An 18,227-nucleotide genomic window follows, 5' to 3' on the forward strand; every position below is an offset into this window, starting at 1 on the left:
GGCCGCTGGAATGCTTGGGCCAAAGGCGTGTTATGGTATAACGTATTGTTTCATGCTGCCATGTCACGAGCGGGTGTCACGGACACCGACACCGCACGTGTGCCGCATGGCGGACACTGCCCGCCCCTTTCCAGCCTGGGACTGAGAAACGCATGCAAGAGCCCATGAACTCACAGACATTGCACGACGTGGCAAACGGCGTATCCGACCTGGAAGGTCCGCTGGCCTGGGTCGGGATGGAAGACATCGCGCTGCCGTTTCGTCTGGCGAACAGCGCCGTCAACGGTCGCGCCTCGGCCGGTGTTTCCCTGGATGCGACCTCGGCGCGAGGCATTCATATGTCGCGTCTCTATCTGGCACTGGAGGCCATGGAACACGAGGAGGTGACGCTGTCAGGCCTGGGCGCGGTATTGCAGCGCTTCCTGGCGAGCCATGATGGTTTGGCCCGCACGGCCTTTCTCGACCTGAGCGGTGACGTTCTGATCAAGCGCCCTGCATTGATCAGTCCACGCGCCGGCTGGAAGGCGTACCCCTGCGCATTGCGCTGCCGACAAGATGCACAGGGCATGCAGGCGATCCTCGAGATGACGATCGGTTACTCCTCGACCTGTCCTTGCTCGGCGGCCCTCGCGCGCCAATCGATCCAGCAAGCGTTCGACGAGGACTTCACCGACATGCCGATCAGCCACGATGCCGTCAGGACGTGGCTGGGCAGCGAGCAGGGTATCCTGGCGACGCCGCATAGCCAGCGCAGCCAGGCGCACCTCTCACTGCGCCTGGCCGACGACCTCGAGACCCTGCCCGTGACGGCGCTGATCGACACGGTCGAGGACGCACTGGGCACGGCCCTGCAGACGGCCGTCAAACGTGTCGATGAGCAGGCGTTCGCCCTGGCCAACGGTCATAACTTGATGTTCTGCGAGGATGCGGCGCGCCGTGTACGGCATGCCCTGCAAGCGCGCGACGAGGTGCAGGGCTTCCGGGTACGCATCGTGCACGCCGAAAGCCTGCATGCGCATGATGCGGTCGCGCATGCCGAATGGAACTGGACATCCGCATCCCCCTGATGCCGGGGCGTGCAACCCCCATGCGCCGGGCCCGCCCAATGAAGGCGGGCTCGGCGTCTCGGGCCCGCTCTGATGTGCCAGGCTCGACCTGAATCGTCTCAGCCCCCGGCGCGGGATGCCATGGCCCGCCACAGCAAGCGCCGGGCATTCGCGATCAGGCCCGCCAGCGCAAACAAGACCGCCGCGAGACTGACGATGGTGGGGCCCGTCGGTGTATCGAACCAATAAGCCGTCTGCAGCCCGCCGACGGCAGCCGTCATGCCGACCAGGGCCGCGGCCACTACCATGGTCTCCGGCGTGCGGCTGAACGTGCGTGCCGTCGCAGCGGGAATGATCAACAAGGCAGCGATCAGCAAGACCCCCACGACCTTCAACGCAACAGCCACCACGATGGCCAGCGACAAGGTGAGGATGAGCTGTTCACGGCGTGGATCGATGCCGCTGGCATAAGCCAGATCCGCGTTCAGCGTCGCGGTCAACAGGCGCGACCAGCGCCAGCCCATCAGGGCCACGACCAGGGCAGCGCCGCTCCAGATGATCGCGAGATCACCCTTGCCGACGGCGAGAATATCGCCGAACAGGTAGGCCATCAGGTCGATGCGCACGCCGGAGACGAACGACACCGCGACCAGGCCCAGTGCCAGCGACGAATGCGCCATGACACCCAGGAGCGTATCCATGGCGTATCCCTTGCCGCTCAGCAGCGAGACGAGCGTGGCCATGAGCAATGACACGACCAGCACGCCGGCGAGAATCGAGGTCGACAGCAACAGGGCGAGTGCCACCCCCAGGATGGCCGCATGCGCGGTCGCATCACCGAAAAACGCCATGCGCCGCCAGACCACCAGGCAGCCCAGCGGTGCGGCCGCCAGGGCGACGCCGACGCCAGCCAAGGTGGCGCGTACCAGAAAGTCGTCGAGTATCACGGGGAAGGCTCCAGGGAGGTCGGCGTATGGTGATGGCGGTAGCGCGCCATGCCGTCGTCGTCATCGTGGCCGAACATGGCGCGATAGGCCGGCGAGGCCGCGACCCCTTCCGGGGTTCCCGCGCAGCAGATGGACCGGTTCAGGCATATCACGCGATCCGAGGTGCGCATCACGACATGCAACTCATGGCTGACCATCAGCACGGCACATCCCAGTTCCTGGCGCACCCGCTCGATCTGACGATAAAAGTCGGCCATTCCCTGATGATCGAGTCCCTGGGTTGCCTCATCGAGGATCAGGAGATCGGGCGACGAAAGCAGCGCACGCGCCAGCAGCACACGCTGAAACTGTCCGCCCGAGAGTTCACTGATCTGACTATCGGCCTGTGGCGTGACCCCCGCTCGGCGGAGCGCCGATTCGATGTCGTGTGCCGAGTGCCGACGCGGGAGTCGCATCAAGCGCGATACCGTCATCGGCAAGGTGGCATCGAGATGCAGACGCTGGGGCACGTAGCCAACGACCAGGCCCGGCGCCTTCTCGATACGCCCTCGACGGGGCGTCAATGCGCCGATGATGCTTTTCAGCAGGGTCGTTTTGCCCGAACCGTTGGGGCCGACGATGGTGACGATTTCGCCCCGGGCGAGATCGAGATGAATGTCCTCCAGCACCAGGTGCCCCCCGAATGCGACATCCAGTGCGTCGATCGACAGCAGTTTCATGAAGGCTCCGGACACATGCGTCATGACTCCGCGATGCAGGAAGGGTTGCTTTCGGCTTCAAAGATTATGTTATAACATAACTCTAACGCCTTCAATTGCCATCCACATTACTTGGAGAATCGCTCGATGCCTCGCTTCAGCCCCTATCTGGCAGCATTGATGATGTCGCCGGCTGCCGCTTCCGCCGCCGTTCCCTCCGTCGCGGTGGACATACCGCCGGTCTACTCGCTGGTCGACCGTGTCATGGGAGACCTGGGCACTCCGTCCCTGCTGATTCAGCAGGGCGCCTCGCCCCACCATTACGATATGCGCCCATCCGAAGCCGAAGCGCTCGAGAATGCCGATGCCGTCTTCTGGATCGGCGAGGACCTGACCCCATGGCTGGCGCACGCGATGAACACCCTGGGCGACGATGCTCTCAGTATCGAGCTCATGGACCTGCCCGAGACGCAGACGCTCGCCTACCGGCAGGGAGCCACCTTCGAGCCGCATCAGCATGATGATGGAGAACACGATCACGCTCACAGCCATGACCATGGTCACAGCGGCGACCATGGCGGCCATGATCACCCTCATGGTCACTCCCATGAAGGACAAAACCCTCATGTCTGGCTCGATCCGCGAAACGCCCAGGCCTGGCTGGACGTCATCGCCGACGAGCTCGCCCGCCTGGATCCCGCGCATGCGGACACTTACCGGAACAACGCCCGCCTTGGCAAAGACGAGCTGAACACCCTGACTAAAGCGCTGCAACAACAGCTCGCCAATGCCAGTTCCGCCAATTTCATCGTCTTTCACGATGCCTACCAGTATTTCGAACACCGCTTTGATGTCCATGCCGCCGGTGCCATCTCGCTGGGCGATGCGCGCAAGCCCAGCCCGTCGCGTATCGCAGAGCTCCATACGCTCGTCGACACGCATGACATCGACTGCGTGTTCAGCGAGCCCCAATACAACCCGGAACTCGTGAAAAGCGTCTTTGGCGATACCGGCGTGAACACTTCCATCGTGATCGATCCGCTGGGTACCGATCTCGCGCTAGGGGACGATCTTTACCCGAACTTGATGCACAAGCTTGCCGATGCCGTCTCGCAGTGCGCGAGCGATGCCTGATGGAAGCGCGCCCCCGTGGCATGGCATTTTGCCTAGCGCCACAGAAAGATATGTTATAACGTATTAAATGCTTTTTCATTGAACTGAAGCTGATTCACGCAAGGAGATCAGGATGCGTCACCTATCCGCTCATGCCGCTCTCGCGCTCGGCCTGCTATCGCTGGCGAGCGTGCCAGCTGCCGTCGCGCAGCAGGATGACCACGACCACCATGCACATGAGCACGATCACAGCCACGATCATGACCATAAGCATGAACACGATCACTCCCACGATCATCACGACCGCGATATCTACGCCGGTTACTTCGATGATGATCAGGTCGAGGACCGCGCCTTGTCGGACTGGGAGGGCGACTGGCAGTCGGTCTATCCCTATCTGCAGGACGGCACGCTGGATGACGTCTTCGCGCACAAGGCCGCACAAAGCGATGACAAGACGGCTGCCGACTACAAGCAGTACTACACGACCGGCTATCGCACGGACGTCGACCGCATCGTGATCGAGGGCGATCAGGTCTCGTTCTACGGGGATGATGGCAAGCGCACGGGGGAATATGCCTACGACGGCCATGAAATCCTCACCTACGAGGCGGGCAATCGCGGCGTGCGCTACATCTTCGAGCGTGACGGCGGCAGCGCCGACGCGCCTCGCTACATCCAGTTCAGCGATCACGCCATCTATCCCACGGATGCCGACCACTACCATCTTTACTGGGGCGACGATCGCGCCGCCCTGCTGGACGAGGTCACGAACTGGCCGACCTACTACCCCTCCCATCTGGACGGTGACGCCATCGCGCGGGAAATGATGGCGCATTGACCGGGCCTGTACATGCCACTCGGCATCCCCGGCGACAGCCGCCCCGAACGGAGCGGCTGTCGTCTCAAGAACTCACCGCTCCCTGGGGACGTCTCGTCAACTGAGTAATGACGGCACTGCCCAGCACGCCCACGAAGGCGATGACCAGCGGCAGACTGAACGCGGCACGCCCCACCAGGATCAGCAGCACCGACGACATGACGGGCACGAAATATGTCAGCACGCCCAGCAACGTGGAGGAGCTTCTCAACAGGGCGTAACCCCAGGTGATGAACGCCAGCCCATAAGGGCCGACCCCGATGAGCGCCGCCACGCCCCAGTCCATCGCCGTCGCGTGCTCGGGAGCGGTTTCGAACGCACGGTGCAGCCCCCAGGATGCGACGGCGGCAGCGGCGAACAGGTGCTTGTAGTCCACCCAGGACAAGGCGGCGCGCCCCCGAAGATAGAGGGAGAACATGATCCAGGAAGCGCCGGAGGCCATGCCCTGCATATAGCCCAGTGCCGAGGTCGATTCGCCCTGAGCGTTCGAGAGCACCAGCGGCACCAGCCCCGAAAACGCCACGGCCGACCCCAGCAAGGTACGCGCCCTGAGCCCACGCCCGGCGAGCACGTCCGCGACGAGCATGAAGCCCAGCGGCCAGAGGTACGTCACGAGGGTGATCTTGGCCGGGTCGCCCTTGCCCAGGGCCGAAAAGTAGAAATACAGCGCGCCCGTCAGGCCACCGACCCCCATCAGCCAGAACTTTCCGTCGCGCCAGGCAGCCACGCCGGACGACGCACCACGCCATCCCATGAGCAGTGCCATCAGCGCAGCCGCCCCCATGGCGACGGCCGCCGTCAGCATGGGAGGCAGTGTGATCAGATCGCGCAATACCGGCAGGCTGGCCCAGAGCGTGACGGTCAGAAGGCCCGCCAGTAGCCCGGCGGAGGTACGTTTGCTGGTCATGGCCCGCTCCTGTCGACGACGAATGAACGTTGGTGGTTAACAACGCGGGCAGTCTGGGGCCACATGAATTATCATGAAAACGAAGAGTTTCGATATTTCGATCATGATTCGTGATGGTGCTGAATGGCCAACTTTCGTCCCCTGGATCTCGTGGTGCTCAACACCTTCGTCACGGTGGTAGACAAGGGCGGATTCACCGCGGCGGCAGACGCCCTGCACCTGGCGCAGTCGACGGTCAGCGCACACATGAAGCGCCTGGAAGACACCTTCGGACAGCCCCTGCTGCAACGCGGACGCAAGACGCCCGTTCCCTCGCCGGCGGGGGAACGCCTGCTCTCGCACGCACGGCAGATGCTGCGCCAGAACGCGCTCGCCTGGCAGGATGTCAGCGAGCAACGGCTGGATGGCGTGGTACGCCTGGGAATACCCGACGATTACGTGGTCTACCTCCCCGAGGCGCTGTCCGAGTTCGAGGCCCAGTACCCGGGGGTCGAGCTGCAGGTGGACTGCGGACTCAGCGTGGACCTGGTGCAAAGCGTGCGCGCCGGCAGCCTGGACCTGGCGATCACCACGCGTCAGCCCAAGAGCCCGGGCGGGGAGGTGCTGTGCCGAGAACCCACGGTATGGGCCGGTGCCGCCGGACACGACACCCAGCGCCGTACACCGCTGCCACTGGCGGTTTCCAAGGATGGTGTCTGTATCTTTCGGGAGCGCGCCCTGGCGGCGCTCGACGCCATGGGCATCCCCTGGCGGATCGCCTACACCAGTGCCAGTCTCTCCGGCCTCACGGCGGCGGTGCGCGCGGGGTTGGCCATCACGGTGCTCACGCCTTCCATGCTGGGCGCCGGTCTGCGCGTCATCGGCAGCGGCGAGGGCCTGCCCGAGTTGCCCATGACCGAGATCGCCCTGCACCGCAGCCCCGGCCGTCCCAACGAGGCGACACGCCAACTCGCCCTGAGCCTGCAGACCCACATCCAGGCCCGTTCGGCGACACTGCCGGGAACCGCCGCCCCAATGTCCTGACATGCCTCCGATGGCGCCCGCCAAACTCACGTTGGCGCCGCGTTTTGTCTACACTGCTGGCAATCCCACCGCCAACCACATGCCGAAAAGAGGAGCTCGCATGGGGCGTTCCCGCTCATCGTCGTCACCGTTCATTCCTTGTTCATCGCGTCACACCCTCGTGTGGGTGGTCATGCTGCTGGCCCTGCTCGCCGGATGTTCGTCGAGTCAGCGCATCGCGACCCAGGACCCCGGCCCCATCGATGCCGAGAATCTCTCCATGGAACGCGCCTTGATCCTCGCCAGCGCCAAGCAAGCGCTGGGGACGCCCTACCAATGGGGCGGCAACTCCCTGGAAAGCGGCGTCGATTGCTCCGGGCTGGTGCAGATGAGTTACGCCGCGGCCGGCATTCAGGTGCCGCGCACGTCCAACCAGCAATACCAGGCGCTCGATCATCGCGACCGGGCACGTCCCGGGGATCTGCTGTTCTTCGGCGCCGGGGGGCGGGCCACGCATGTGGGGATTTACCTGGGCGACCGACGGATGATCCATGCCCCCGGCAGTGGCCGCGAGGTCACGGTCTCCTCGCTGGATATCCGCTACTGGCGCCAGCATTATCTGGGCGCCGCCGGTCCGGCTCCCTGAGCATCACGCGAATAGCGCGCATATTCTTATAACCAAATCGTCGTTCGGGTCTTTTTCGTTATTATCGGCGAGTCGCTATAGTGGCGAACCTATCGCTTATCCCCCGGAGACTCGCCATGCGACGACTGTTTCACTGGATCGGCGCGCTCGCGCTGACTGCCCTGCTGCCGAGTACGGCCCTGGCCCAGAACGACGAAACGACGACTCTCGAGGTCGGCTACATGCCCATCCTGCCGGTCGCGCAGTTATTCGTCATGGAGGGCGCCGGCTGGACCGACGAGGCGGGGCTGGATCTCGAGTTGACGCGCTTCTCCAGCGGCCCAGCCATGGTGCAGGCGCTGGCATCCGGCAAGCTCGACGTGATGAACTTCGGTATTGGGCCGGCCATGGTCGCCCGAGCCAACGGTGTGCCGATCAAGGTGCTCGCCGCCAGCATCCAGGAGCAGATCGGGCTGATCGCCCGCGGCGAGCTCGCCAATGCCTTCGAAGGCAACGATCCGGCGGCCGCCATCGCCCAGTTCACCGAGACGCAGGGCCGCAAGCCCAAGATCGCCACCTTCCCCAATGGCTCGGTGCCCTACACCGTGCTGCGCTACTGGCTGGAAGAGCAGGTCGGGCTCGACGCGGACGCCGTGGATATCGTCACCATGGGAGCCTCGAGGGTTCAGCAATCGCTGCTGGCCGGCGCGGTGGACGCCGCCTCGACCCTCGAGCCGATCCTCAGCGTCGTGCAGCAACGCGATCCCGACGCTCGGGTCGTGGCACGCGGCAACGACATGCTGCCCCACCAGCCCGGCGCGGTGCTGGCAGTGCGCGAGGCCGTGCTCGAGGAGCATCCCGAGGCGATCCAGGCTCTGGTCGCGCAGCACGTCCGCGCCACCGAGATGCTCGAGAACGATCCCGCGCAGGCCGCGCCGTACGTGCGCGAGTTCGTCGGCAAGCGGCTCATCGACGAGGAAACGGTCACCGCCGCCTTGTCCTCGCCGTCGTCCAACTACCTGGCCGACCCGCACATGATCATCGACGCCACGCGTACCATGGCCGATTTCCAGCGTCGCATCGGCACGCTGAAGAAGCCCGTGGACGTGGATGCGCTCTTTGATACGTCGGTCTATGACGCCGTGATGCCCTCGACGGAGAACGCAGCGCCATGACGCGTCCCGCACGCCATCGACGCACCCTGATCAGCGCCGTCAGCCTTGCCGCCCTGGTGGCGATCTGGGAGGCGGCCCTGCGCGTGGGCTGGCTGCCGAGCAACCTGGTACCGTTGCCCTCGCAGATTCCCGGCGTCCTGTGGGCGGAAGTGCTGGACGGCATCTGGCTCGACGTCGTGTTGTCGAGCCTCTCCCATTACAGCATCGGCCTGGGGATCGGCTCGGTGCTGGGGATCGCGGTCGGCATGGCCGCGGCGCTGCTGCCCCGGTTCGATGCCGCCCACAGCTGGCTGGCACGCTTGCTGCGGCCGATTCCGCCGCTGGCCTGGATTCCCTTCGCGATCATCTGGTTCGGCGTGACCGAAACCGCCGCTGCATTCATCATCAGCATCGGCGTGTTCTGGATCAATTACTTCACCAGCTACAGCGCGGTGCGCGCCATCGACGACGGCTACTACGAAGTCGCCCGGGCCTTCGGCCAGGGCGGCTTCAGCGCGCGACTGACCAAGATCAGCCTGCCGGCGGCGGCGCCGGGCATCCTCGGGGGACTGCGTGCCGGCCTGGGCCAAGGCTGGATGACGGTGGTCGCCGCCGAGCTGTTCGGCATTCCCGGCATCGGCCAGCGCATGATGGAAGCCTCGGGCCTGCTCGCCACCGATGTGGTGGTGGTCTACATGCTGACCATCGCCGCGCTCTACGCCCTGTTCGACTTCCTGTTCATGCGCATTCAGCGGAGGGTTCTACGGTGGCAGCAATGAATGACGCATCCGCGCCCGTCCTGACGGCACGCGGCGTACGTCTGGGCTTTGCCGACGACGTCGTGCTCGACGACATCGACCTCGAGGTGGCCCCGCGCGAATTCGTGGCCATGGTCGGCGCTTCGGGCGTCGGCAAGTCCACCCTGCTGCGCGCCTTCGCCGGCTTGCTGGCCCCGCAGCGTGGCGACGTCCATCTCTCCACCGCCGAGGCATCGGCCAGCCGCGCCTGGTCGATGGTCTTCCAGGCGCCGCGCTTGTTTCCCTGGCGTCGCGTGCGCGCCAATGTCGAGCTGGGTCTGGAAGGCCTGGGCCTATCGCGCGACGAGCGCCGTGCCCGTGCCATGGAGCCGCTGTCGCTGGTCGGGCTCGAGGAACTCGCCGAGCGCTGGCCACGCACGCTGTCCGGCGGTCAGCAACAGCGCGTGGGCATCGCCCGCGCACTGGCGGTGCGGCCTCGGGTGTTGTTCATGGACGAGCCGTTCTCCGCACTCGACGCTCTGACCCGCCAGCGCCTGCAGAGCGAACTCACCGAGCTGCGCCAGCGCAGCGACGCGGCGATCGTCTTCGTCACTCATGACATCGAGGAGGCCGTCCTCCTCGCCGACCGCGTCGTGGTGCTGGCCAAACCCGAAAAAGGCGCGCCGGCCACGGTGCGTGATATCGTCACCATCGACCTGCCGCTCGCCCGGCGCCGCGAGCAGAGCGGCTTTCGCGAACACGTGCAGCGTCTGGAACAGCATATCGGCGTTGCCGCCACCCCCGAGGAGACGACGTCATGAGTGCCTTGCGTGTCGTATTGCATGCCCCCACCGTCGATGGCCTCGCCCGCGCCCGGCGCAATGCACTCAACCTGACCCGGGCACGGCCCGACACCGAGGTGCTGATCGTAGCCAACGGCGCCGCCGTGGCCGCCGCCCTGGACACGCCCGACCCGGCCACCGATGCCTGGCTGCGGCTGTGCCGCAATACCCTCGCGGCCCAGGCGCTGGACAACCCCGACGGCCTCGGGGAAGTCGAGGCCGCGGTGGTCACGCTCGCCGACCTGCAGGCGCAGGGCTGGGCCTATATCCGCGCTTGAGTCTCGCGCCGCCCCCTTGTGATCCCCGGGGGGCGTCACCACGTGGTGAGTAGGCAAGGGCGCGGGAAGCGCCTCGTCTGGGCAAATATCCAAGATGCATTTGCTTAGCGAAATCCGTTGTTTCCCATGCCCTGGTTTGTGATGCGAAGCTCAGTGTTTCGCGCCAATCAGTGAAAGGAGGACGCCATGGCACTACAACTCGGCGATATTGCCCCGGATTTCACCCAAGACAGCACCGACGGTACGATCAACTTCCACGAGTGGGCCGGCGACAACTGGGTCATCCTGTTCTCGCATCCCAAGGATTTCACGCCGGTATGCACCACCGAGCTCGGTGAGGTGTCGCGTCTGAAGCCGGAATTCGAGAAACGCAATGCCAAGGCTATCGGGCTTTCCGTCGACCCGCTGGACGATCACAAGGCGTGGGAAGGCGATATCAAGGAAACTCAGGGCCATGGCCTGAACTTTCCGCTGCTGGCAGACGCCGACCGCAAGGTCAGCTCGCTGTACGGAATGATTCACCCCAACGCCAACGACACCCTGACGGTGCGTAGCGTCTTCATCATCGACCCCAGCAAGAAAGTGCGCCTGACGCTGACCTACCCGGCCAGCACCGGTCGCAACTTCGCGGAGATTCTGCGTGTGCTGGACAGCCTTCAGTTGACCGACAGCCAGAAGGTCGCCACGCCGGTGAACTGGACCGAAGGCGACGACTGCATCATCGTCCCCTCGGTCGACAACGAGACGGCCAAGGAACTCTTCCCGCAGGGCTGGGACGAGAAGAAGCCGTACCTGCGCATGGTCAAGCTGCAGAAATGACCTTCTGCCGATGATCCGCCTCGTCAGGCGCCATCCGGCGCCATGACCCCATCGCCCGTGGCCTGGACCACGGGCGATTTGTTTCATGCACGTTGTTCCGCATGAGACACCCCTTGCCTACGGAGACTCAAGTGGGTATCCAGGAACTGGCGAATGGTCGGGATGATCACCTCGCCATGGGTTTCCAGAGCGAAGTGCCCCGTGTCGTAAAGGCGAATGTCGCCATCGACGGCCCGAGCCAGGCACGTTTCAGACAGCGGCTAGACCACGGAGGAGCGGCGTTCGGCCGACACGCGGCGCGCCGTTCGGGCCATGCGCACCAGGCACGCTGCTCGATAAGCAACGAACAACAACAAGATCGCTATCTTGAACGAGGTCTTGATCCGCATCGTCGTACCCGGCTCGGCGTCTCATGGGGAAGGAGTACGACGAGTTAATCAGAAGGATGTTAAGGAATGTTGACGCCGTGGTAGCCGGCCGCACCCAATATCGACCTCCCGGGGGCAGACTTGAGTATGACCGGCAAGTTTTAATGAAAAAATCTCTGATGCAGGTCCTTGCCGCGGGTACCGACGCGGCCAGGCTTCATGCCCAGGCGGCGTGCGCCTCGACCTGGTGGTGCGCTGGCAAGGCTCGGCGGGGCGCTGCGTCACGCGACGCGGGCACTTCCTGCGACGCTTCCATGAGACGGAACCGGTGTACCACGCTGGCCAGTCGGGACGACTGATCGCGCAGCGAGGCCGCCGCGGCCGCGGACTGCTCGACCAGGGCCGCGTTCTGCTGGATCATGCGATCGATGCGCTCCACCGAGTGGTTGACCTGCTCGATACCGCTGGACTGCTCGCCGGCGGCACTGCTGATCTCGCTGATCGCGCCACTGACCCGCTGCACCCCGGCGACGATCTCCTCGATGGTCGTCCTTGTGGCCTCAGCCTGGCTCACGCCGGCGGCCACCGTTTCGCCGCTGTCGCGAATCAGCGTCTTGATCTCGTTGGCCGCCGTGGCGGAACGTCCCGCGAGATTGCGTACCTCACTGGCGACCACGGCGAAACCTCGGCCCTGGCCTCCCGCGCGGGCGGCCTCGACCGAGGCGTTCAGGGCCAGCAGGTTGGTCTGAAAGGCGATGTCGTCGATCAGCCCGACGATGTCGCCGATACGCCGCTCCGCCTCGGCGATGGCATGCATGCGTGCGACCACATCCTTCACCGCTTCGCCACCGCGCACGGCCGCCTCGGCGGTATGCGTGGCCAGCTCGTCGGCTCGCTGCGCGGCCTGTGCGGTCTGCTGGATGCTCTCGGTCAACTGGGCGATGGCGGCGACGCTCTGCTGCAGGTTGCCCACCGATTGTTCGGTGCGCGTGGCGAGGTCCTGATTGCCCAGGGCGATTTCCTCGCTGGCGATGGCGACGCTATCGCTGGCGTCGCGCACCTGAGCGACCATGCCGCCGAGGCCCGTCTGCATGGTGCCCAGAGCCTCCTGCAGCTCGCTGATTTCATCACGCCCCTGGCAGGCGATCGGCTGAGTGAGATCTCCCCCGGCGATGGCGGTCGCATAGTCCTTGGCCTCGCGCACCGGCGCACAGATCGCCCGCATGTTGAGCCAGGTCAGCGGCGCCACGACCAGAACCGTCACCAATCCGGCGACCACGAACAACAACAGCGAGCCCTGCGCCACCTCGACCAGCCGCGCGGCCATGACACCGGCCTGGGTCTCCTGCACGAGCCCCTGATCCAACAGCCCCAGGCTGGCGTCGTACAGGCGGTATATGCCCCACACCCCGGTACCGCCCAGCACGCCCAGCAACGCCAGAACGACGACGATCGCCCCCACCATGCGAACGCGCACCGAGAAACGGCGCATGAGCGACATCAACATGAGTTCCCTGCCCCTTGAATGGTCGAAAGTCATTCCACCACTGTGACAGAGCACGCATCGCGAACCTTGATGTACGTCAACTACGCGAGGATTCGCCGGCAGGGAACCTCAGGGTCAGGTCGTCGGCCGGGCCTTGATCGCCACCTGACGCTCGTACAGCGCGATGGCGACGCCGCTGCCGATGATCACGGCGGCGCCGACGAACACCCAGACATCGGGCACCTCGTCCCACAACCACCAGCCCAGCAGTACGGCCCAGACCATGGCGGTGTAGTCGAAGGGCGCGGCCAGCGCCGCCGGGGCGTAGCGAAACGCCAGCGTGATGCACGACACCGCGCCCACACCGAAGATGCCGGACCCGATGAAGCCCAGCCATGCCAGACCTTCGGGCATCTTCCAGACACTGGGCAGCAGCAGGGCACTGAGGATCAGCGGCACCAGGGTGGCATAGAAGACCATCGCCCACAGGCTCTCCTTGCCACCGTAGCGCCGTGCGGTGATCATCATCAGGGCATAGCACACCGCCGCGCCGACGACGATCAATGCACCCCATTGGAAGCCCGCCGCGCCGGGGCGCACCACCACCAGCACACCCGCGAAGCCGACCAGCGAGGCAATGAACGGCAGGCGTTCGACACGCTCCTTGAGCAGTGGGCCGGACAGCAGCGTCACGAACAACGGTGCGGCGAAGGCGATCGCCGTGGTTTCCGCCAGCGGCAACAGGGTCAAGCCAGTCACGAAGCAGAACATGGTGCCGGCGAAGATCATCCCGCGCAGCAGGTGTATCCCCGGCCGCCGGGTCTTGAGCTTGCGCCAGCCGCCGTTGAAGCGCGCCAGCAGCGCGATCAACGGCAGCGAGATCAGGGTGCGAAAGAAGATGATCTGGATCGGCTCGTAGGTGGCGCCCAGCCACTTGGACACGGCATCGCCCAGCGCCAGGCACAACACTCCGGCGCACATGATCAGGATACCCAGCAGCGACGACGACATACCCACCTCCAGGAAAGGTACGGGAAACGGCCAACGAATCGGCCCCTGAGCATAGCCGAATCGCAGACGCACCGCGATGGTGCAACATCGCGCCTTGAGGTTTCAGGACGCAAGCCGCACATCGGCGGTGAAACGTGCATAATCGACGTGTGCACGTCCCGTGCGGACGGCACGGAGGCCCGCACGCTCGTTCATTCACTCGAGGAACTGCAGAGAGCCATGACGCTCGATACCACCGCGATCAATCAGCAAATGACCCACTTCGACGATCACGAGGCGATCTGGCTGTTCGGCTATGGCTCCTTGATCTGGAAAGCCGATTTTCCGTTTCTGGAGCGTCGCCCCGCACATATCGTCGGCTGGACACGGCGTTTCTGGCAGGGGTCGCACGATCATCGCGGCACGCCCGAGGCACCGGGGCGCGTCGCCACCTTGACCGAGTCGCCCGGGGCTATCTGCCATGGCATGGCCTATCGCATCACGCGGGACGTGCTCGGCCCACTCGATGTCCGCGAGAAAAACGGCTATCTGCGCGTGGTCACGCCATTGCACTTCGACGACAGCGGCCATGCGGAAAGTCATGAGGGCTTGGTCTATCTCGCCAGCGAGGACAACGCCGCCTTTCTAGGCCCGGCGTCGAACGCCGAGATCGCCCGGCAGATCGCCGAATCCCACGGCCCCAGCGGACCCAATCGCGATTACCTGCTCAATCTCGCCGACGCCTTGCGCGAGATGGGCCACGACGATCCGCATATCTTCGCCCTGGAGCGCGAACTGCTTGCTCTCCCCAAGCAGCCGGCCTGAAAGCCGGCCGTTCACGAGGCAACCGCCACGGACATGCGCGGCGCGGCCTTATACCTCCACCTTGCCGCGCAAAGCCTTGGTCTTTCCCTTGCGAGTTTTCTTGTCGACGCGGCGACGCTTCGCGCCCTTGGAAGGCTGGGTGGGACGGCGTACCTTGCGTTGCTGCACCGCGCCCTGGATCAGGGCCTTGAGACGCGCGAGCGCCTCTTCCTTGTTGGCTTCCAGCGTGCGGTGGCGCTGCGCCTTGATGATGACCACGCCATCCTTGCTGATGCGCTGATCGGAAAGCGCCATCAGCCGCTCCTTGTAGAACGGCGGCAAGGACGAACGCGGGATGTCGAAACGCAGGTGTACCGCCGAGGCGACCTTGTTGACGTTCTGGCCGCCGGCACCCTGCGCCCGAATCTGACTAATGTCGATTTCCCAATCGGCGAGCGCCACCGTATTGGAGATCGTCAGCATGGCGTGGCCCTCGTGACGGATGAATGAGTCCCGTCAGGCTACACCACCGGCGCCTCCCCCGGGCAATCGCGTGATATCAGGCAGCGTCGTCGTCCTGGCGATTGTCTTCGTTCAGCGTGGAGACCTTCGCCGTGGCGTCATGGACACTGACGTGTTGATTGGCTTCGCTTTCCGCGACCAGCGAGAACGGCAGCAGCGCGGAGACGACGATGGTTGCCAACATCGAGAACAGCTTGTTGAGCGCTTTCATGACCACTCCTTGAAGATGGTGGTGATGCGGCGTTTTGTCGCAATACACGATTAGCATGCTAAAAGAATTGGCGGACGTCAAGCGTTCCGTCCTCAGTCAGATTTTCTGCCACACTCATGGGATGACCGGTGCCTATATTGTTAGCCGTTAAACTATTTTGGCATCAGAGCCACAATTGCTCTGCATTTTTTACTAAAATACCCATGTGAGCTACGACCAAAGGCGTAGCCAACGGCTCATCCGTTTCGCTCACACCCTTGAGCCCGGCGCCATGTCGGACCAATGGCGGAATCAAGAGCTAGGTGATCATTCTGTCCCACACAAGGAGACAACAACGCCATGCCACAATCTCGCTCGCAAAGATTGGGCGCCATCGTGCTGCTGGTAGCCTCGCTCGTCGGGCTGGCCATCGCACTTTATGCCTATTTCATGCCGCTGACCGGTGTGACGGGCACGCTCGGCGCACTCGTCGCCATTATCGCCACCCTCATCCTGGCCGTGCTGTCGCTCGCCTTGCCCGCCTTTAAAGGGAACGGCGCTCGCAACGCCTGGCGCGTACTGATTTTCCTGGGGCTCGCCGGCACCTGTTTCGCGGGGCTCCTCCTGCAACAATGGTGGCTTTGCGTGGCCATGGTCGTCGGCCTGATCGGCTTGATTCTCGACATGGTCCTCGCCAATCGCCCTGCCCATCCCGCCCATACATGAGGAGCCGATTCATGCCGACACTCAGATTCAGCGCGCAACTCCTCGGCACCACGGCGGCGCTGGCGCTATTGTTGACCCCGACTGCCCTGCTGGCACAGGAGACGTCCGCCGAGCAGGACGCCTCGAACACGCAGAACACGAGCGCCCAGGACAACGGCGCGGCACCGGAACAGGCTCAGTCCGAGCCGGTGCCACTGGTTCCCGGCACACCGACGTGGGATAGCTTCCACGGCCAGCTCAACGCGCAGAAATACAGCCCCCTGGATCAGATCAACGCCGATAACGTCGGCGACCTGGAAAAGGTCTGGGAAGTGCATACCGGCGATGTCTCCGATGGCTCCGGCGACCTGCCGCCCACGGTATGGTCCGCGACACCGGTGTTCGCCAACGACACGCTCTATATCGGCACGCCGTTCTATCGCATCCTTGCGCTCGATCCCGCCACCGGCGAGCAGAAATGGAGCTTCGACACCGAGTCTTCTCTCGAGGCACTGACGCAACCCGCGCTCAAGAGCCGCGGCGTTGCCTACTGGGAAGCGGATGATCCGGTCGAGGGCGAGTCCTGCCAGAAAATCGTCTACCTCGGCACCATGGATGCGCAGCTCTTCGCCGTCGATGCCGACACCGGCGAGAAGTGCACGAGCTTCGCCGATAACGGCGTGCTCGACGTCAATCAGTGGAACGATACCCATGACAAATGGCCGCTCTCGCTGCTGCAGCCGCCGACCGTGGTGGGCGATCACCTGATTCTCGGCTGGGCCGGCAAGGATTGGGCGTTCGAGCAAGCGCCTCCCGGCACGGTGTTCTCCATCAACGCCCGCACCGGCGAGCGCGAATGGAGCTTCAATGCTCTCTCCGAGGAAATGCGCGAGAAGAGCGGCACCGCCAACGTGTGGACGCATATGTCCGCCGACGAGGAAAACGGCCTCGTTTATCTGCCGATCTCCTCGCCATCGCCCAACTACTGGGGCGGCAACCGCACCGAGGACGTGCCCCTGGCGACCTCGACCACCGCGCTCGACGTCGATACCGGCGAAGTCGTCTGGTCGCGTCAGTGGGTACACCACGATGTCTGGGACTATGACATCAATGCGGCGCCGACACTGATGGACATCACGGTGGACGGCGAAGAAATCCCCGCTCTGGTGCAGGCCACCAAGATGGGCTTTCTGTTCGTGGTCAATCGCCTGACCGGTGAGGACGTCTGGCCGATCGAGGAGCGCCCGGTGCCGCAAGGCGACGGTTCCGTCAAAGGCGAAGAATACGCGGACACGCAACCCTTCCCGACCAAGCCCGCGCCGCTTCTCGACCAGGCCGAGAAGCCCGAAGTCTGGGGGCTCGCCGATGCCGTCAGCTTCGGTCAGTGCTCGGCCCTCTGGGATGACCTGGCCTACGAAGGCATGTACACCCCGCCCACCACCCAGGGTGAAGGTGCACTCACCTACCCGGACAGTGCCGGCGGTGTGCAATGGGGCGGGGTCGCCTTCGATCCGCAGAGCCAGACAGCCATCGTCAATACCTCGCACATCGTGCAGTACGTGAAGCTCTACGAGCGCGAGGCCTACGAGAAGGCCGACAGCGGCTCGGGCAACGAAAGCGGTTTCGCGCCGCAGACGGGCGCGCCCTACGGCATGCGTCTCGAAGTCGCACTCAACTGGCTCGGCATGCCGTGCTGGAAGCCGCCCTTCGGCGAGATCGTCGCCCTGGACATGAAAACGGGTGACGTGAAATGGCGCCGTCCCATCGGGGCGTCTCAGCAGTACGGCTTCTTCATGCCCGAAAGCTGGGGCTCGCCCACCATCGGCGGCCCGGCGGTCACCGCAGGCAACGTGATCTTCATCGGTGCCTCGATGGATGCCAAGCTGCGTGCCTACTCGCTCGAGACCGGCGAGGAACTGTGGGAAGACCAGGCCGAAGCGCCCGGCGTCTCGAATCCCGCGGTCTACGAGTACGAAGGCCGTGAATACGTCGCCTTCATCGCCGGCGGCAACTCGATCCTGAAGGATCAGGTCGGCGATCAGGTCGTCGTCTACGCCCTGCCGGAAGACGAGTGATTCCGACAGCGAGTGGACAGTAGCGACAGAAGGTCGTGA

General features: G+C 64.4%; 20 protein-coding genes. 13 read left to right on the forward strand and 7 right to left on the reverse strand.

From position 1 onward, the window contains the following. The first annotated feature begins 152 nt into the window (after positions 1-152). Positions 153-1,067 carry a GTP cyclohydrolase FolE2 gene (gene folE2 / locus ABGX75_RS01275; protein WP_347410876.1) on the forward strand — a complete coding sequence of 305 codons (915 nt, stop codon included), beginning with the start codon at positions 153-155 and terminating at the stop codon, positions 1,065-1,067. Between the two features lie 98 nt (positions 1,068-1,165). Here folE2 and ABGX75_RS01280 read toward each other — a convergent pair whose 3' ends face one another. Continuing rightward, complete coding sequence (locus ABGX75_RS01280; protein ID WP_287124407.1) at positions 1,166-1,993, reverse strand: metal ABC transporter permease; 828 nt, start codon at positions 1,991-1,993, stop codon at positions 1,166-1,168. Then, complete coding sequence (locus ABGX75_RS01285) at positions 1,990-2,712, reverse strand: metal ABC transporter ATP-binding protein (protein ID WP_287124408.1); 723 nt, start codon at positions 2,710-2,712, stop codon at positions 1,990-1,992. The genes ABGX75_RS01280 and ABGX75_RS01285 overlap by 4 nt, the downstream gene beginning before the upstream one ends. Before the next feature lie 126 nt (positions 2,713-2,838). On the opposite strand from ABGX75_RS01285, the gene ABGX75_RS01290 reads away from it, so the two are divergent. Beyond that, the gene (locus ABGX75_RS01290) at positions 2,839-3,825 is read left to right on the forward strand and encodes a zinc ABC transporter substrate-binding protein (RefSeq protein ID WP_347410875.1); all 987 of its coding nucleotides are present in this window, start codon (positions 2,839-2,841) and stop codon (positions 3,823-3,825) included. Between the two features lie 112 nt (positions 3,826-3,937). Then, positions 3,938-4,645, forward strand: coding sequence for a metal-binding protein ZinT (locus tag ABGX75_RS01295; protein ID WP_347410874.1), 708 nt, complete (start codon positions 3,938-3,940; stop codon positions 4,643-4,645). Positions 4,646-4,709: 64 nt separating this feature from the next. Here the strand turns inward: ABGX75_RS01295 and ABGX75_RS01300 are convergent, their stop codons facing one another. After that, positions 4,710-5,591: a DMT family transporter gene (locus ABGX75_RS01300; RefSeq protein ID WP_128689648.1), complete on the reverse strand. Its 882-nt coding sequence runs from the start codon at positions 5,589-5,591 to the stop codon at positions 4,710-4,712. A 123-nt stretch (positions 5,592-5,714) separates the two neighbouring features. On the opposite strand from ABGX75_RS01300, the gene ABGX75_RS01305 reads away from it, so the two are divergent. The 7 genes from ABGX75_RS01305 to ABGX75_RS01335 all read left to right on the forward strand — a co-directional run bounded on the left by ABGX75_RS01305 (position 5,715) and on the right by ABGX75_RS01335 (position 11,048). Then, positions 5,715-6,614, forward strand: coding sequence for a LysR substrate-binding domain-containing protein (locus ABGX75_RS01305; RefSeq protein ID WP_035414983.1), 900 nt, complete (start codon positions 5,715-5,717; stop codon positions 6,612-6,614). 100 nt (positions 6,615-6,714) lie between these two features. Then, positions 6,715-7,239 carry an NlpC/P60 family protein gene (locus tag ABGX75_RS01310; protein ID WP_347410873.1) on the forward strand — a complete coding sequence of 175 codons (525 nt, stop codon included), beginning with the start codon at positions 6,715-6,717 and terminating at the stop codon, positions 7,237-7,239. 116 nt (positions 7,240-7,355) lie between these two features. Then, on the forward strand, positions 7,356-8,393 hold the full coding sequence (locus tag ABGX75_RS01315; protein WP_347410872.1) for an ABC transporter substrate-binding protein: 1,038 nt from the start codon (positions 7,356-7,358) through the stop codon (positions 8,391-8,393). Further along, positions 8,390-9,151 (forward strand): ABC transporter permease, encoded by a 762-nt coding sequence (locus ABGX75_RS01320; protein WP_347410871.1) that lies wholly within the window; start codon positions 8,390-8,392, stop codon positions 9,149-9,151. The genes ABGX75_RS01315 and ABGX75_RS01320 overlap by 4 nt, the downstream gene beginning before the upstream one ends. Next, positions 9,148-9,930, forward strand: coding sequence for an ABC transporter ATP-binding protein (locus tag ABGX75_RS01325; protein WP_347410870.1), 783 nt, complete (start codon positions 9,148-9,150; stop codon positions 9,928-9,930). Before ABGX75_RS01320 ends, ABGX75_RS01325 begins: the two co-directional genes overlap by 4 nt. Then, a complete protein-coding gene (locus ABGX75_RS01330; RefSeq protein ID WP_110060928.1) occupies positions 9,927-10,229 on the forward strand; it encodes a hypothetical protein in 303 nt (100 codons plus the stop codon). The genes ABGX75_RS01325 and ABGX75_RS01330 overlap by 4 nt, the downstream gene beginning before the upstream one ends. A 186-nt stretch (positions 10,230-10,415) precedes the next feature. Further along, the gene (locus tag ABGX75_RS01335; RefSeq protein ID WP_035414992.1) at positions 10,416-11,048 is read left to right on the forward strand and encodes a peroxiredoxin; all 633 of its coding nucleotides are present in this window, start codon (positions 10,416-10,418) and stop codon (positions 11,046-11,048) included. A 585-nt stretch (positions 11,049-11,633) separates the two neighbouring features. On the opposite strand, the gene ABGX75_RS01340 is transcribed toward ABGX75_RS01335, so the two are convergent. Both ABGX75_RS01340 and ABGX75_RS01345 read right to left on the reverse strand, forming a co-directional pair. Beyond that, complete coding sequence (locus tag ABGX75_RS01340; RefSeq protein ID WP_347410869.1) at positions 11,634-12,923, reverse strand: methyl-accepting chemotaxis protein; 1,290 nt, start codon at positions 12,921-12,923, stop codon at positions 11,634-11,636. A 114-nt stretch (positions 12,924-13,037) separates the two neighbouring features. Continuing rightward, a complete protein-coding gene (locus tag ABGX75_RS01345; RefSeq protein ID WP_035414994.1) occupies positions 13,038-13,913 on the reverse strand; it encodes a DMT family transporter in 876 nt (291 codons plus the stop codon). 219 nt (positions 13,914-14,132) lie between these two features. Between ABGX75_RS01345 and ABGX75_RS01350 the strand changes: the two genes are divergently transcribed. Next, complete coding sequence (locus ABGX75_RS01350) at positions 14,133-14,717, forward strand: gamma-glutamylcyclotransferase (protein WP_128689640.1); 585 nt, start codon at positions 14,133-14,135, stop codon at positions 14,715-14,717. Between the two features lie 48 nt (positions 14,718-14,765). Here ABGX75_RS01350 and arfB read toward each other — a convergent pair whose 3' ends face one another. Both arfB and ABGX75_RS01360 read right to left on the reverse strand, forming a co-directional pair. Further along, entirely contained in the window at positions 14,766-15,179 is a 414-nt protein-coding gene (gene arfB / locus ABGX75_RS01355) for an alternative ribosome rescue aminoacyl-tRNA hydrolase ArfB (RefSeq protein WP_035414998.1), read from the reverse strand. A gap of 76 nt (positions 15,180-15,255) precedes the next feature. Then, positions 15,256-15,429 (reverse strand): hypothetical protein, encoded by a 174-nt coding sequence (locus tag ABGX75_RS01360; RefSeq protein ID WP_011505482.1) that lies wholly within the window; start codon positions 15,427-15,429, stop codon positions 15,256-15,258. A gap of 339 nt (positions 15,430-15,768) precedes the next feature. Between ABGX75_RS01360 and ABGX75_RS01365 the strand changes: the two genes are divergently transcribed. Together ABGX75_RS01365 and ABGX75_RS01370 are read left to right on the forward strand one after the other, a co-directional pair. Continuing rightward, positions 15,769-16,134 (forward strand): hypothetical protein, encoded by a 366-nt coding sequence (locus tag ABGX75_RS01365; protein WP_179152488.1) that lies wholly within the window; start codon positions 15,769-15,771, stop codon positions 16,132-16,134. Positions 16,135-16,145: 11 nt separating this feature from the next. Continuing rightward, positions 16,146-18,188 carry a pyrroloquinoline quinone-dependent dehydrogenase gene (locus tag ABGX75_RS01370; RefSeq protein WP_347410868.1) on the forward strand — a complete coding sequence of 681 codons (2,043 nt, stop codon included), beginning with the start codon at positions 16,146-16,148 and terminating at the stop codon, positions 18,186-18,188. Positions 18,189-18,227: the final 39 nt, after the last annotated feature.

This window comes from Chromohalobacter sp. (assembly GCF_039830575.1).
Classification (GTDB): domain Bacteria; phylum Pseudomonadota; class Gammaproteobacteria; order Pseudomonadales; family Halomonadaceae; genus Chromohalobacter; species Chromohalobacter israelensis.

What these genes read in the sequence shown, in the direction of transcription:
- ABGX75_RS01340 (WP_347410869.1), bottom strand. Translation starts at nt 12,923, where the DNA reads ATGTTGATGTCGCTCATGCGCCGTTTCTCGGTGCGCGTTCGCATGGTG.
- ABGX75_RS01360 (WP_011505482.1), bottom strand. Translation starts at nt 15,429, where the DNA reads ATGAAAGCGCTCAACAAGCTGTTCTCGATGTTGGCAACCATCGTCGTC.
- ABGX75_RS01345 (WP_035414994.1), bottom strand. Translation starts at nt 13,913, where the DNA reads ATGTCGTCGTCGCTGCTGGGTATCCTGATCATGTGCGCCGGAGTGTTG.
- ABGX75_RS01300 (WP_128689648.1), bottom strand. Translation starts at nt 5,591, where the DNA reads ATGACCAGCAAACGTACCTCCGCCGGGCTACTGGCGGGCCTTCTGACC.
- ABGX75_RS01330 (WP_110060928.1), top strand. Translation starts at nt 9,927, where the DNA reads ATGAGTGCCTTGCGTGTCGTATTGCATGCCCCCACCGTCGATGGCCTC.
- ABGX75_RS01320 (WP_347410871.1), top strand. Translation starts at nt 8,390, where the DNA reads ATGACGCGTCCCGCACGCCATCGACGCACCCTGATCAGCGCCGTCAGC.
- ABGX75_RS01365 (WP_179152488.1), top strand. Translation starts at nt 15,769, where the DNA reads ATGCCACAATCTCGCTCGCAAAGATTGGGCGCCATCGTGCTGCTGGTA.
- ABGX75_RS01290 (WP_347410875.1), top strand. Translation starts at nt 2,839, where the DNA reads ATGCCTCGCTTCAGCCCCTATCTGGCAGCATTGATGATGTCGCCGGCT.
- ABGX75_RS01350 (WP_128689640.1), top strand. Translation starts at nt 14,133, where the DNA reads ATGACGCTCGATACCACCGCGATCAATCAGCAAATGACCCACTTCGAC.
- ABGX75_RS01310 (WP_347410873.1), top strand. Translation starts at nt 6,715, where the DNA reads ATGGGGCGTTCCCGCTCATCGTCGTCACCGTTCATTCCTTGTTCATCG.
- ABGX75_RS01305 (WP_035414983.1), top strand. Translation starts at nt 5,715, where the DNA reads ATGGCCAACTTTCGTCCCCTGGATCTCGTGGTGCTCAACACCTTCGTC.
- arfB (WP_035414998.1), bottom strand. Translation starts at nt 15,179, where the DNA reads ATGCTGACGATCTCCAATACGGTGGCGCTCGCCGATTGGGAAATCGAC.
- ABGX75_RS01315 (WP_347410872.1), top strand. Translation starts at nt 7,356, where the DNA reads ATGCGACGACTGTTTCACTGGATCGGCGCGCTCGCGCTGACTGCCCTG.
- ABGX75_RS01285 (WP_287124408.1), bottom strand. Translation starts at nt 2,712, where the DNA reads ATGAAACTGCTGTCGATCGACGCACTGGATGTCGCATTCGGGGGGCAC.
- folE2 (WP_347410876.1), top strand. Translation starts at nt 153, where the DNA reads ATGCAAGAGCCCATGAACTCACAGACATTGCACGACGTGGCAAACGGC.
- ABGX75_RS01295 (WP_347410874.1), top strand. Translation starts at nt 3,938, where the DNA reads ATGCGTCACCTATCCGCTCATGCCGCTCTCGCGCTCGGCCTGCTATCG.
- ABGX75_RS01325 (WP_347410870.1), top strand. Translation starts at nt 9,148, where the DNA reads ATGAATGACGCATCCGCGCCCGTCCTGACGGCACGCGGCGTACGTCTG.
- ABGX75_RS01370 (WP_347410868.1), top strand. Translation starts at nt 16,146, where the DNA reads ATGCCGACACTCAGATTCAGCGCGCAACTCCTCGGCACCACGGCGGCG.
- ABGX75_RS01335 (WP_035414992.1), top strand. Translation starts at nt 10,416, where the DNA reads ATGGCACTACAACTCGGCGATATTGCCCCGGATTTCACCCAAGACAGC.